At 72.0% G+C, this 12,628-nt stretch carries 13 protein-coding genes; 10 read left to right on the top strand and 3 right to left on the bottom strand.

Features of this window, described 5'->3' with window-relative positions:
* Position 1: 1 nt before the first annotated feature.
* Positions 2-1,798, bottom strand: coding sequence for an AMP-dependent synthetase/ligase (locus ACZ573_RS12000; RefSeq protein WP_471302466.1), 1,797 nt, complete (start codon positions 1,796-1,798; stop codon positions 2-4).
* 255 nt (positions 1,799-2,053) lie between these two features.
* Here ACZ573_RS12000 and ACZ573_RS12005 point away from each other — a divergent pair, with 255 nt between their 5' ends.
* From ACZ573_RS12005 to ACZ573_RS12030, 6 genes are all read left to right on the top strand, one after another.
* Entirely contained in the window at positions 2,054-2,869 is an 816-nt protein-coding gene (locus tag ACZ573_RS12005) for a metallophosphoesterase family protein (RefSeq protein WP_471302677.1), read from the top strand.
* Positions 2,870-3,036: 167 nt separating this feature from the next.
* A complete protein-coding gene (locus ACZ573_RS12010; protein WP_471302468.1) occupies positions 3,037-3,477 on the top strand; it encodes an SRPBCC family protein in 441 nt (146 codons plus the stop codon).
* Positions 3,478-3,510: 33 nt separating this feature from the next.
* Positions 3,511-4,668, top strand: coding sequence for an ArsA family ATPase (locus ACZ573_RS12015; RefSeq protein WP_471302471.1), 1,158 nt, complete (start codon positions 3,511-3,513; stop codon positions 4,666-4,668).
* Positions 4,669-4,746: 78 nt separating this feature from the next.
* Positions 4,747-5,211: a DUF5304 domain-containing protein gene (locus ACZ573_RS12020; protein WP_471302474.1), complete on the top strand. Its 465-nt coding sequence runs from the start codon at positions 4,747-4,749 to the stop codon at positions 5,209-5,211.
* Between the two features lie 61 nt (positions 5,212-5,272).
* Positions 5,273-6,214, top strand: a complete 942-nt coding sequence (locus tag ACZ573_RS12025; protein ID WP_471302477.1) for an ROK family glucokinase — start codon at positions 5,273-5,275, stop codon at positions 6,212-6,214.
* Positions 6,215-6,297: 83 nt separating this feature from the next.
* Positions 6,298-7,047 (top strand): endonuclease/exonuclease/phosphatase family protein, encoded by a 750-nt coding sequence (locus ACZ573_RS12030; RefSeq protein WP_471302480.1) that lies wholly within the window; start codon positions 6,298-6,300, stop codon positions 7,045-7,047.
* Between the two features lie 109 nt (positions 7,048-7,156).
* On the opposite strand, the gene ACZ573_RS12035 is transcribed toward ACZ573_RS12030, so the two are convergent.
* A complete protein-coding gene (locus ACZ573_RS12035; RefSeq protein ID WP_471302483.1) occupies positions 7,157-7,750 on the bottom strand; it encodes a hypothetical protein in 594 nt (197 codons plus the stop codon).
* Positions 7,743-8,522 (bottom strand): alpha/beta hydrolase, encoded by a 780-nt coding sequence (locus ACZ573_RS12040; protein WP_030010357.1) that lies wholly within the window; start codon positions 8,520-8,522, stop codon positions 7,743-7,745. Before ACZ573_RS12040 ends, ACZ573_RS12035 begins: the two co-directional genes overlap by 8 nt.
* Positions 8,523-8,692: 170 nt before the next feature.
* On the opposite strand from ACZ573_RS12040, the gene ACZ573_RS12045 reads away from it, so the two are divergent.
* From ACZ573_RS12045 to ACZ573_RS12060, 4 genes are all read left to right on the top strand, one after another.
* On the top strand, positions 8,693-9,415 hold the full coding sequence (locus tag ACZ573_RS12045; RefSeq protein WP_471302681.1) for a lysophospholipid acyltransferase family protein: 723 nt from the start codon (positions 8,693-8,695) through the stop codon (positions 9,413-9,415).
* A 38-nt stretch (positions 9,416-9,453) separates the two neighbouring features.
* Complete coding sequence (gene macS / locus ACZ573_RS12050; protein WP_471302487.1) at positions 9,454-10,671, top strand: MacS family sensor histidine kinase; 1,218 nt, start codon at positions 9,454-9,456, stop codon at positions 10,669-10,671.
* Complete coding sequence (locus ACZ573_RS12055; protein WP_471302490.1) at positions 10,668-11,375, top strand: response regulator; 708 nt, start codon at positions 10,668-10,670, stop codon at positions 11,373-11,375. Before macS ends, ACZ573_RS12055 begins: the two co-directional genes overlap by 4 nt.
* 166 nt (positions 11,376-11,541) lie before the next feature.
* Positions 11,542-12,570: a 6-phosphofructokinase gene (locus ACZ573_RS12060; protein WP_471302682.1), complete on the top strand. Its 1,029-nt coding sequence runs from the start codon at positions 11,542-11,544 to the stop codon at positions 12,568-12,570.
* Positions 12,571-12,628 lie beyond the last annotated feature (58 nt).

Here is a 12,628-nt window from a genome sequence, read left to right on the forward strand (position 1 = left end):
GCTAGCTGCGGTACAGCGCCTCGATCTCGTCCGCGAAGTCCTTGGCCACCACATTGCGCTTCAGCTTCAGCGACGGCGTGATGTGACCCGACTCCTCCGTGAACTGGGCGGGGAGAATGCGGAATTTCCGCACCGATTCCGCCTTGGAAACCGCCGCGTTGCCGTCATCCACGGCCTTCTGGACGGCGGCGATCAGATCCGCGTCCTCACGCAGCTCCGCCGCCGTCACACCGGCCGGCTTGCCGTTCTCAGCGGCCCACCGGCCGAGGAACTCCTCGTCGATGGTGACCAGCGCCGCCACGAAGGGCCGCGCGTCGCCCACCACCATGCACTCCGCGACCAGCGCGTGCGCACGGATCCGGTCCTCGATGACGGCCGGCGCGACGTTCTTGCCGCCCGCCGTGACGATGAGTTCCTTCTTGCGGCCGGTGATCGCGAGATAGCCGTCCTCGTCGAGGGTGCCGACGTCGCCGGTGTGGAACCAGCCGTCGGTCAGCGCCTCGGCGGTCGCCGTCTCGTTCTTCCAGTACTCCTTGAAGATGTGCTCGCCGTGCAGCAGCACCTCGCCGTCGTCCGCGATGCGCACCACGGAGCCGGGCAGCGGCTGGCCGACCGTACCGATCTTCGTCTTGTCCCACGGGTTGAAGGCCGTGGCCGCACAGGACTCGGTGAGGCCGTAGCCCTCCAGCACCGTGAAGCCGATGCCGCGGAAGAAGTGGCCGAGCCGCTCGCCCAGCGGGGCGCCGCCGGAGATCGCGTACTCACCGCGCCCGCCGAGGACCGTGTGCAGCTTGCTGTAGACCAGCTTGGAGAACAGCTTGTGCTTCAGGCGCAGCCCGAAGGACGGGCCGCCCGGAAGGTCCAGCGCACGGCTGTAGGCGATCGCCGTGTCCGCCGCGGCGTCGAAGATCTTGCCCTTGCCCTCGGCCTGGGCCTTGGCGCGCGCCGAGTTGTAGACCTTCTCGAAGACGCGCGGGACACCGAGGATCAGCGTGGGCCGGAAGGACTGGAGCTCGTCCGTCAGGTTCTTGATGTCCGGTACGCAGCCCAGGCGGATCGGCGCCAGCACGGCCGCCACCTCCACCAGGCGCCCGAAGACGTGCGCGGCCGGGAGGAAGAGCAGGACCGAGCACTCGCCGGTGCGGAAGAGCGGGCTGAGGCGCTCCACCACGTTGCCGCACTCGGCGAAGAAGTTGCGGTGGGTCAGCACGCAGCCCTTGGGGCGGCCGGTGGTACCCGAGGTGTAGACGATGGTGGCCGGGTCGTCGGCGTTGGCGAGGCTGCTGCGCTCCTCGACCTCGGCGTCGGAGATCTCTGCGCCGGCGGCCTTCAGCGTCTCCAGCGCGCCCTGCTCGATCTCCCAGACCTCGCGCAGCTCCGGCAGCCGGTCGCGCAGCGAGGCCACGGCAGCGCTGTGCGCAGGGCTCTCCGCGATGACGGCGACGGCGCCGGAGTCACCGAGGATCCACTGGACCTGCTCGGGGGAGCTGGTTTCGTACACGGGGACGGTGACGCCGCCCGCGCTCCAGATCGCGAAGTCGGACAGCACCCACTCGTAGCGGGTGCGGGAGATGAGGGCGACCCGGTCGCCGGGCCGGATGCCGGCCGCGATGAGGCCCTTGGCCGTGGCCCGGACCTCGGCCAGGAACTCGGTCGCGGTCACGTCCTGCCACCGGCCGTCGACCTTGCGGCTCATGACGGCGGTGTCTGGATGCTGAGCGGCGTTGCGGCGGATGAGATCCGTCAGGTTCCCGTCCGACGGGACCTCGTACAGGGCCGGAAGGCTGAACTCGCGCAAGACTGCTGCTCCTCTGGGCGCCATCGCCACCATGTGGACCGACCGGACGTTACCCACCGGTAGTGGGTTCCCGATAGGGGGAACCGGCCAGATGTTCCGTGCGTCACATTCTGTACGTACCCTGCCTCGCCCTACCGTGCCGACAGTAGTCGACGCCACTTGCGACTCGGAAGTAACCGCAGGTCCGGCCACCTCTACCACCCCCTCTACCCGCTGCCACCAGGCAGCTCTAGGGTTGGCGGCATGGCTGGCAGCATGCGGGGAGAGCAGTTCGGCACGAGCGGATCAGGCCGTGGGCCGGGCCGCACCCGGGTCCACGTCGTGAGCGACGTGCACGGCAACACCGAGGCCCTCGCCCGCGCGGGCGACGGCGCCGACGCCCTCATCTGCCTCGGCGACCTCGTGCTCTTCCTCGACTACGCCGACCACTCGCGCGGGATCTTCCCCGACCTGTTCGGCGTCGAGAACGCCGACCGGATCGTCGAGCTGCGCACCGCGCGCCGCTTCGAGGAGGCCCACGCCTTCGGGCGGCAGCTCTGGGCCGGCCTGGACCGGGACACCCTCATCGAGGGCGCCGTACGCCGCCAGTACGCGCAGATGTTCGCCGCCTTCCCCACCCCCACGTACGCCACCTACGGCAATGTCGACGTCCCGGGCCTGTGGCCCGAGTACGCCGACCGCCACGGCCTCACCGTGCTCGACGGCCAGCGCGTGGAGATCGGCGGCCGCGTCTTCGGCTTCGTCGGCGGCGGACTGCCCTCCCCGATGCGCACCCCGTACGAGGTGGACCCGGAGGAGTACGCCGCCAAGGTCGAGGCCCTCGGCGAGGTGGACGTCCTCTGCTCGCACATCCCGCCGGAAGTGCCCGAGCTCTGCTACGACACCGTCGCCCGCCGCTTCGAACGCGGCAGCGAGGCCCTGCTCGCGGCGATCCGCCGCACCCGCCCCCGCTACGCCCTCTTCGGACACGTCCACCAGCCCCTGGCCCGGCGGATGCGCATCGGGAACACCGAGTGCGTGAACGTGGGCCACTTCGCGGCCACCGGCCGGCCCTGGGCCCTGGAATGGTAGAGATCGAGCCGCTTCACGGCGGGCTCCGGCAGGGTGCGGGAGGCACTGGAGTGGCGACGTCCACACGCGCGGTAGCCTTCACGCGGCGGCCCCCGGGCCGCCCACATCCTCGAACTCCCCCAGCTGCCGCTGGGAGGTACCACCCCCAGCCCGGAGGAGCGACCGCGATGGCGGAACACACCAGCTCAAGCATCACGATCGAGGCTGCGCCCACCGACGTGATGGCCGTGATCGCCGACTTCGCCCGTTACCCCGAGTGGACCGGGGAGGTGAAGGAGGCCGAGGTACTGGCCACCGACGCCCAGGGGCGCGCCGAGAAGGTCCGCCTGCTGCTCGACGCGGGCGCGATCAAGGACGACCACACCCTCGCCTACTCCTGGAAGGGCACCGACGAGGTCAGCTGGACCCTGGACAAGTCCCAGATGCTGCGCCAGCTGGACGGCTCCTACCGGCTGAGCCCCGTCGACGGCGGCAAGCGCACCGAGGTCACCTACCAGCTGACCGTCGACGTCAAGATCCCCATGCTCGGGATGATCAAGCGCAAGGCCGAGAAGGTCATCATCGACCGGGCGCTCGCGGGCCTGAAGAAGCGCGTCGAATCCGTCTGATCCCGCTTCCCCGCACACCGGAGCACCCGCACCATGCACACCTTGCTGATCACCGGCCCCGGCGGGGCCGGGCGGACCACCGTGGCGGCGGCCACCGCCCTCGCCGCGGCCCGCCACGGGCGGCGGGTGCTGCTGCTCTCCGGAGACATCGGCGACCCGCTCACCGCCCTGGTCGGCGACCCGGCCGCACCCGGGCTGCGGGTGGCCCGGGTGGACTCCGGCGAGGAGTTCCGCGAAGAACTCGTCGCCCTCCAGCAGCGCGGATCCGCCCTGCTCGGCATGGTCGGGGCCCGGCCACTGGGCGCCGAGGAGATCACCGAACTGCCCGGCGCCGAGCAGTTCGCCCTGCTCCGTGCCCTGCGGCGGGCCGCCGCCGCGCCCGGCACCGACCTCGTCGTCGTCGACATGCCACCGCTCCACCAGACCGTCGCCACCCTCGCCCTCCCCGCCCAGCTGCGCCGCTACCTCGCCCGGCTGCTGCCCGCCGAGCGGCAGGCCGCCCGCGCCCTGCGCCCCGTACTGGCGCAGCTGGCCGGCGTACCCATGCCCGCGCAGTGGCTCTACGACACCGCCGCCCGCTGGGACGAGGAGCTGGCCGCCGTCCAGGCCGTCGTCGAGGCCGACACCACCGAGCTGCGGCTGGTCGCCGAGCCCGGCCCGGCCGCCGCCGACGCGCTGCGCCTCGGCCGGCTCGGACTCGCCCTCCAGCAGCTGCCCGTCTCCGCCGTCGTCGCCAACCGCTCCGTGCCGGCGGAATCCGCCGATCCGTGGCTGGCCGGGCTCGCCGCCCAGCAGCAGAAGTACGCCGCGGAGTGGGCCGGGGAGCTCCCGCTGGTCGCCCTCGCCCACCTCGGCCGCGACCCGCGCGGTCCGCAGGACCTGGAGCGGCTCGCCGACGCCGACGGGCTCGTCCCCGAGGCGCCCGCACCCCGCCGGGCCTGGGCCGTCGAGGACCGGCTCGCCGAGGACGGGGTGCTCGTCTGGGTGGTACCGCTGCCCGGCGCGCACAAGAGCGACCTCGACCTCGTCCGCCGCGGCGACGAACTGCTGCTCACCGCCGGCCCCCACCGCAGGATCGTTCCGCTCCCGGCGGCGCTACGCCGCTGCACCGTCTCCGGCGCCGCCCTCGCCGACGGGGAGCTCCGCATCCGCTTCACCCCCGACCCGGGCCTGTGGCCCCGCACGCGATGAACCGCGTACCCCCGTTCGGGTACCGTCGAAGGTAGTCCGTACCGCACGTCCAGCAGCCGCCGCAGGAGAGAGTCCGCCATGAGCGAGGCCACCGACCGCCCCACCGACGACGACGCCTGGGCCAGGGCCTGCGCCGAGGACCTCGCCGCCGAGAAGGAGCGCCTGCGCGGACAGGAGCAGGCCGCGGCGGGCGGCACCGGCACCGCCGCCGAGGAGCTGTTCAAGCTCTTCGAAGCCGTCGCCGACAAGGTGTCCGGGCTGAACAACCCGCTGTTCGGCGCGGCCGCGCAGAGTGCGGTGCGCCAGATCGTCGACCAGGCCAAGACCGCCGCCAAGCCCGTCATCGAGCGCAACCCGGACGTCTTCGACCACCTCACGGCCGCCGGCTCCGAACTGCTCGCCGCCTACCGCTCGGCCGTCGAGGGCCACGAGCGCCGGTGGACGCGGGGCGAACCCCCGGCTCCCCGGCAGGCGTCCCACGACCGCGACGCGCGCGACGACGGCCCCGAGGACGGCCCCTCCGAGCGGATCGATCTCGACTGATCCCCCGGAAGCCTCGGGTACCGTTGGCCGTGGCGGGGTTTGACCGGAAACCGAGGGACTAATGGGACTCACCATCGGCGTCGACATCGGCGGCACGAAGATCGCGGCCGGCGTGGTCGACGAAGAGGGCACGATCCTTGAGACGTACAAGGTGCCCACCCCGCCGACCGCGGACGGAGTGACGGAGGCCATCTGCGCCGCCGTCTCCGAGGTCAGCAGCAACCACACCATCGAGGCCGTCGGCATCGGCGCCGCCGGCTACGTGGACGACAAGCGCGCGACCGTACTCTTCGCGCCCAACATCAACTGGCGGCACGAGCCGCTGAAGGACAAGGTCGAGCAGCGCATCGGCCTGCCCGTCGTCGTCGAGAACGACGCGAACTGCGCGGCCTGGGGCGAGTACCGCTTCGGCGCCGGCCAGGGCCACGACGACGTCATCTGCATCACGCTCGGCACCGGCCTGGGCGGCGGCATCATCATCGGCAACAAGCTGCGGCGCGGACGCTTCGGCGTCGCCGCCGAGTTCGGGCACATCCGGGTCGTCCCGGACGGCCTGCTGTGCGGCTGCGGCAGCCAGGGCTGCTGGGAGCAGTACGCCTCCGGGCGCGCCCTCGTCCGGTACGCGAAGCAGCGCGCCAACGCCACCCCCGAGAACGCGGCGATCCTGCTCGCGCTCGGCGACGGCACCCCCGGGGGCATCGAAGGCAAGCACATCAGCGAGGCCGCCCGGCAGGGCGACCTGGTGGCCATCGACGCCTTCCGCGAACTGGCCCGCTGGGCCGGCGCGGGACTGGCCGACCTGGCCTCGCTGTTCGACCCGTCCGCGTTCATCGTCGGCGGCGGGGTCTCGGACGAGGGCGACCTCGTCCTCGACCCGATCCGCAAGTCCTTCAAGCGCTGGCTCGTCGGCGGCGCCTGGCGTCCGCACGCGCAGGTCCTCGCCGCGCAGCTGGGCGGCAAGGCCGGGCTCGTCGGCGCGGCCGACCTGGCCCGCCAGGGCTGAGCCTTTTCTCACCCTTCATTTCCACGCGTACCGCCCGTCGCGCCCCTTGGGGGAGCGGCGGGCGGCTGCGTATCTTGCGGGGCATGGACCAGCTGCCGAAGTCCCGTACGGAGCCCGACGGTTCTGCCGTGATCCGGGTGCTCAGCTACAACATCCGCTCGCTGCGCGACGACGAGGAGGCGCTGGCCCGGGTCATCCGGGCGTGCGAGCCCGACCTCGTCCTCGTGCAGGAGGCCCCCCGGTTCTTCCGGTGGCGCAAACACGCGGCGCGGCTTGCCGCCAAGTGCGACCTGGTGGTGCTGGGCGGGGGCGCGACGGCGGCCGGGCCGCTGCTGCTGTGCTCGCTGCGGGTCTTCGTGGAGCGGACGGAGGACGTCCTGCTGCCGCGCACCCCCGGCCTGCACCGCAGGGGCTTCGCCACGGCGGTGATCCGGGTCGGGGGCGTGCGGGTGGGGCTGGCCTCCGTGCACCTCTCGCTGCAGGCGGCCGAGCGCCGGGCCCACGCGGAGCTGCTGCTGGAGCGGCTGGCCGCCATGGACGTGCCGTACGCGATCGCCGCGGGCGACCTGAACGAGGGGCCGGACGGGCCGGCGTACGGGCGGCTGGCCACCGAGCTCCAGGACTGCCGGGCGGTGGCCCCCTGGGGCGGCGGACCGACCTTCCCGGCGTCGGCGCCGGACCGCCGGATCGACGCCGTGTTCGCCACGAAGGGGGTTCAGGTGCTGGCCTGCGGTGTACCGGAGGGGCTGCCGGGGGTCTCGACCACGGACCTGCGTTCGGCGACGGACCACCTGCCGGTGCTGGCGGCCCTGCGTCTGACGGCTGCGCCGTAGCTCGACGGGTCCGGGTGCGGCGTCGTTGCCGGGGGCGCCGCCCCCGGACCCCCGCGCCTCGAACGCCGGCGGGGCTGAGAGAGCGGGCGGAGCCCCGGCAACGGGCGTGTCAGACGACCGCGCCGCGGCCCGGGTCGTCGTCGTCATCCTCGTCGTGCTGCATGCGTGCGATCAGCGTGGCGAAGCCGCCCAGGAAGCCGCCGATGCCCAGCGTCGTCAGCCACCAGGTCATCTCCCACTGCAGGAGTACGGCGAGCAGCAGCAGGACCGGGCCGCCGACGACCGCCAGCCACGCGAACTTCGACGTCGTGTCCGCCGGGGGGAGCTCCGGCTCCGGGGGGACGAAGTGGCCCTCGTCCGCCGGAGTCAGGTCGTCGTCCTTCGGTTCTGCCGGTGAGTGGTCCCGGGGACCCGCCATGCCCACACCCGGGGCGAAGACCACGGAGCTGCCCAGCGCCGCCGGAGGGTTCGATTCCGATTCCGGCTTCGGGTCCGGCTTCGGGTCGGCCTTCGGATCCGGTCCGGACTCCGCGGGCAGCGGCTTGACGTCCTCCTCCGGCAGGAGGAGGTTCTCGATCGGTCTGAACGGCCGGGCCCCCGGCGGGTCCGGCGGCTCCTGTCCGTACCCGGCGACGATCGCCGCCCACGCCGCTTCCTCGTCCAGCGGCGGAACCCCGCCCGACTGCTCCTCGTGCTCAGCCACCGGCCTCCGCCCCCTCCCTGCCCACGCTCTCCGCCAGTCGGCCGATGAACGCATAGCTGTCCGCGAAGATCCGCTCCGCGTCATGGTCCAACGTCGCGACGTGGTAGCTCTGTTCCAGCAGGGTCTCGGTGACGTCCGTCGAGGAGACCCGGGCCAGCACCCGCGCGGAGTCGACGGGCGGTACGACATGGTCCTGCGGGCTGTGCAGCAGCAGCATCGGTTGCGTCACCTGCGGCAGCTCCGCGTCCACGAGCTGCAGGAACTTCTTCAGCGAGTGCGCGGCCCGGGTCGGGACCCGGTCGTAGCCGACCTCCTCCGAGCCCGGCTTCGCGATGTCGCTGGCGATGCCCGGCGTCGACCGGATGAGGTGCTTGGTCACCGGGAGGGTCACGGCCAGCGGGTCGTGCACCTTGTTGGCCGGGTTGACGAGCACGATGCCGCTGATGGCGTCCCCGTGCTTGGCCGCCAGCCGCAGGGTCAGCGCCCCGCCCATCGAGAGCCCGAAGACGAACACCTGCTCGCACCGGTCCAGCAGTTCCCGCAGGGCGCGGTCGACCTCGGCGTACCAGTCCTGCCAGCCCGTGAGCTGCATGTCCTGCCAGCGCGTCCCGTGTCCGGGCAGCAGCGGGAGCGACACCGTGAGGCCCCGCCCGGCGAGATACTCGGCCCAGGGGCGCAGGGACTGCGGGGAACCGGTGAAGCCGTGGCAGAGGAGGACGCCGACCTCTCCGCCCTCGTGGCGGAACGGCTCGGCTCCAGGGAGGACGGGCACCAGGGTCTCCTTGATCATGATGTACGTCGGGTGGGTGCGTTGCTCTGTGTGACTTCACCGTACGCGACCGGGGTGGCACCGGCCAGGGTCGTCGGGCCCCTGCCGGTGTAGGCACGGGATATGGTCTGTTCGACAGACACAGGAAGGCTTTCGAGTTGATCTACGGCGCAATGAAGTTCTCCATCGGCGGTTCACTGAAACTCGCTTTCAGGCCGTGGGTGGAGGGCCTCGAGAACATTCCCGCGGAGGGGCCGGCGATCCTCGCGAGCAACCACCTGTCCTTCTCCGACTCCTTCTTCCTGCCGGCGGTGCTGGACCGGAAGGTCACCTTCATCGCGAAGGCGGAGTACTTCACCTCGCCGGGGGTCAAGGGCAAGCTGACGGCCGCCTTCTTCAAGGGCGTCGGCCAGCTCCCGGTGGACCGCTCCGGAGCCCGCGGGGCCGGGGAGGCCGCGATCCAGAGCGGCATCCAGGTCATCGAGCGCGGAGAGCTGTTCGGTATCTACCCCGAGGGCACGCGCTCACCCGACGGACGCCTCTACCGCGGCAAGCCCGGCGGTCTGGCCCGCGTGGCCCTGGCCACCGGTGCGCCCGTGATCCCCGTCGCGATGATCGACACGGAGAAGATCCAGCCGCCCGGCAAGGTGGTCCCCAAGCTGATGCGCCCGGGGATCCGGATCGGCAAGCCGCTGGACTTCAGCCGTTACCACGGCATGGAGAACGACCGCTTCATCCTCCGCTCGGTGACCGACGAGGTCATGTACGAGATCATGAAGCTCTCCGGCCAGGAGTACGTCGACATCTACGCGACGGCCGCCAAGCGCCAGATCGCCGATGCCGAGAAGGCCGAGAAGGCTGCCAAGGCGGACAAGGCCGACGGCACGTCGGAGTAGCTGCGCGTGGGCGATGCCGCCCGCGAGGGGTGGGGGAGATGGCGAAACGCGAACGCGTCGTACGCATGTCGGTCGAGCAGCCGCTCTGGCGTGCCCTGACCGCGTACCGGCTGCTGACCATGGTGTACGCGGCGCTGCTGTTCGCCGCCGCGCACAAGGAGTTCCCGCGCCCCGGGGTGGCGGTCGGCTACCTCGCCTTCCTCGCCGTCTGGACCCTCGCCACCTCCCGCAAGGTGGCGAACGCCGCCAGCTGCACCAAGGGCTTCCTCGTCGCCGACCTCACCGTCGCGATCGTGGGCATCGTGCTCACACCGGTCGCCGACACCCAGGCGCGGATCTCCGCGGGAGGCAGCACCCTCCCCACCATCTGGACGGCGGGCGCGGTCCTCGCCTTCGCCATCAAGGGCGGCTGGCGCTGGGCCTGCTTCGCCTCCACCTTCGTGGCGGCGGCCAACCTCGCCATCCACACCGGCCAGCCCACCCGGGACACCCTGCACAACGTCCTGCTCGTCTGGGTCGCCTCCGTGGCCATCGGCTACGTGGTCGAGGTCGCCCGGGCCAGTGAGAACACCCTCGCGCGCGCCCTGGAGATCGAGGCCGCCACCCGCGAGCGCGAGCGCCTGGCCCGCGACATCCACGACGGGGTCCTCCAGGTCCTCGCCATGGTCCAGCGGCGCGGCAGCGCGCTGGGCGGCGAGGCCGAGGAGCTCGGCCGGATGGCGGGGGAGCAGGAGGTGGCGCTGCGCACGCTGGTCTCCAGCGGGCTGGTCCAGCCCTCCCGGGTCTCCCGCGACGAGTCGCGCGGCGCGCGGGTGGACACGTACGAGGTGGACGAGCCGGGCGCCGAGGACGGCGAGCTGGACCTGCGGACGCTCCTCGCCCCGCACGCCGGGTCCCGCGTGAGCTTCGCCGAGCCGGGCACCCCGGTGCCGCTGCCGGTGCCCGCCGCGAAGGAACTGGCCGCGGCGGTCGGCGCCGCCCTGGACAACGTGCGCAAGCACGCCGGGGAAGGGGCGCGGGCCTGGATCCTCGTCGAGGACTGGGGCGACGAGGTGATCGTGACCGTTCGCGACGACGGCCCCGGCATCCCCGCGGGCCGGCTCGACCAGGCGGCGGGCGAGGGCCGGATGGGGGTGGCCCTGTCCATCCGCGGCAGGCTGCGCGATCTCGGCGGCAGCGCCGACCTGGTGTCCGTTCCCGGGCAGGGCACCGAAGTGGAACTGAAGGTACCCAGGGGGAGGACGGACAAGAGATGAGCGAGCGCACCGACGTGAACGACCCGAACCGGCCGAACGAGCTGCACGACATAAAGGTGATGGTCGTCGACGACCACCCGATGTGGCGGGACGCGGTCGCCCGCGACCTGGCCGCCGCGGGCTTCGACGTCGTCGCCACCGCCGGCGACGGCCCCGAGGCGGTCCGCCGGGCCCACGCCGTCACGCCCGACGTACTGGTCCTCGACCTCAACCTGCCCGGCATGCCGGGCGTGCAGGTCTGCAAGGAACTGGTCGGCGCCAACCCGGCCCTGCGGGTCCTGGTCCTGTCGGCCAGCGGCGAGCACGCGGACGTCCTGGAGGCGGTGAAGTCCGGTGCGACCGGCTACCTGCTGAAGTCCGCCGGCGCCCAGGAGCTGATCGACGCCGTCCGCCGCACCGCGGCCGGCGACCCGGTCTTCACCCCGGGCCTGGCCGGGCTGGTGCTCGGCGAGTACCGGCGCCTGGCCACCGATCCGATGCCGGCCACCTCCGACGAGCCGAAGGCCCCGCAACTGACCGACCGCGAGACCGAGGTGCTGCGGCTCGTGGCCAAGGGGCTGTCGTACAAGCAGATCGCCGAGCGTCTGGTCATCTCCCACCGCACCGTGCAGAACCACGTCCAGAACACCCTGGGCAAGCTGCAGTTGCACAACCGGGTGGAGCTCGTCCGGTACGCCATAGAACGCGGCCTCGACGACGCGTAGTACCCGCCCGGGGGACGTCCGCACCGCACGTCGATCGTACTTACGTCCTCGTACGAGTGAACGGGCGTACGCAACGCCTCACGATTCCACCGGAATTGACCTCTCCAGGCCCCTTGCTGTGACCTGCGCCACCACTAGCGTGACCGTCATGGCGATTGGAGATTCCATGAAGGTCGGAGTGCTGACCGGCGGCGGCGACTGCCCCGGGCTCAACGCGGTGATCAGGGCCGTCGTCCGCAAGGGCGAGCAGGAGTACGGCTGCGGGTTCGTCGGGTTCAAGGACGGCTGGCGGGGCGCGATCGAGGGGCGTACCGTCCCCCTCGACATCCCCGCCGTCCGCGGCATCCTGCCCCGCGGCGGCACCATCCTCGGCTCCTCGCGCACCAATCCGTTCAAGACGGAGCACGGCGTGCGCGACATCAAGGACAACCTCGCGAAGTACGAGGTGGACGCGCTCATCGCGATCGGCGGCGAGGACACCCTCGGGGTCGCGGCCCGGCTGTACGAGGAGTACGGCATCCCCTGTGTCGGCGTGCCCAAGACCATCGACAACGACCTGTCCGCCACCGACTACACCTTCGGCTTCGACACCGCCGTCGGCATCGCGACCGAGGCCATCGACCGGCTGCACACCACGGCCGAGTCCCACATGCGGGTCCTGGTCGTCGAGGTCATGGGCCGGCACGCCGGCTGGATCGCCCTGCACTCGGGGCTCGCGGGCGGCGCCAACGTCATCCTCATCCCGGAGCAGCGCTTCGACATGGACGAGGTCTGCGCCTGGGTGACCTCACGGTTCAAGGCGAGCTACGCGCCGATCGTGGTCGTCGCGGAGGGGGCGATGCCCAAGGACGGGGAGATGGTGCTGAAGGACGGCACCCTGGACTCCTTCGGCCATGTCCGGCTGTCGGGCGTGGGCGAGTGGCTGGCCAAGGAGATCGAGACGCGGACCGGCAAGGAGGCCCGTACGACGGTGCTCGGGCACATCCAGCGGGGCGGCACGCCGAGCGCCTTCGACCGGTGGCTCGCGACCCGGTTCGGGCTGCACGCGATCGACGCGGTGCGCGACAGGGACTTCGGGAAGATGGTCGCGCTCAAGGGGACGGACATCGTCCGGGTGCCGATCTCGGAGGCGACGTCGAAGCTGAAGACGGTGGATCCCGCCCTCTACAAGGAGGCCGGGGTGTTCTTCGGCTGAGCGGCCGGGTGCTGCGGGTCCCAGGACACGACCCCGGAGTTCTGCCCGCGTTCACCCC

The sequence above is a fragment of the Streptomyces sp. NPDC040545 genome, from assembly GCF_055595065.1.

Excerpts from the sequence above, each read along its gene's own strand:
- ACZ573_RS12005 (WP_471302677.1), top strand. The coding sequence starts at position 2,054 with ATGCGGGGAGAGCAGTTCGGCACGAGCGGATCAGGCCGTGGGCCGGGC.
- ACZ573_RS12010 (WP_471302468.1), top strand. The coding sequence starts at position 3,037 with ATGGCGGAACACACCAGCTCAAGCATCACGATCGAGGCTGCGCCCACC.
- ACZ573_RS12015 (WP_471302471.1), top strand. The coding sequence starts at position 3,511 with ATGCACACCTTGCTGATCACCGGCCCCGGCGGGGCCGGGCGGACCACC.
- ACZ573_RS12020 (WP_471302474.1), top strand. The coding sequence starts at position 4,747 with ATGAGCGAGGCCACCGACCGCCCCACCGACGACGACGCCTGGGCCAGG.
- ACZ573_RS12025 (WP_471302477.1), top strand. The coding sequence starts at position 5,273 with ATGGGACTCACCATCGGCGTCGACATCGGCGGCACGAAGATCGCGGCC.
- ACZ573_RS12030 (WP_471302480.1), top strand. The coding sequence starts at position 6,298 with ATGGACCAGCTGCCGAAGTCCCGTACGGAGCCCGACGGTTCTGCCGTG.
- ACZ573_RS12045 (WP_471302681.1), top strand. The coding sequence starts at position 8,693 with ATGAAGTTCTCCATCGGCGGTTCACTGAAACTCGCTTTCAGGCCGTGG.
- macS (WP_471302487.1), top strand. The coding sequence starts at position 9,454 with ATGGCGAAACGCGAACGCGTCGTACGCATGTCGGTCGAGCAGCCGCTC.
- ACZ573_RS12055 (WP_471302490.1), top strand. The coding sequence starts at position 10,668 with ATGAGCGAGCGCACCGACGTGAACGACCCGAACCGGCCGAACGAGCTG.
- ACZ573_RS12060 (WP_471302682.1), top strand. The coding sequence starts at position 11,542 with ATGAAGGTCGGAGTGCTGACCGGCGGCGGCGACTGCCCCGGGCTCAAC.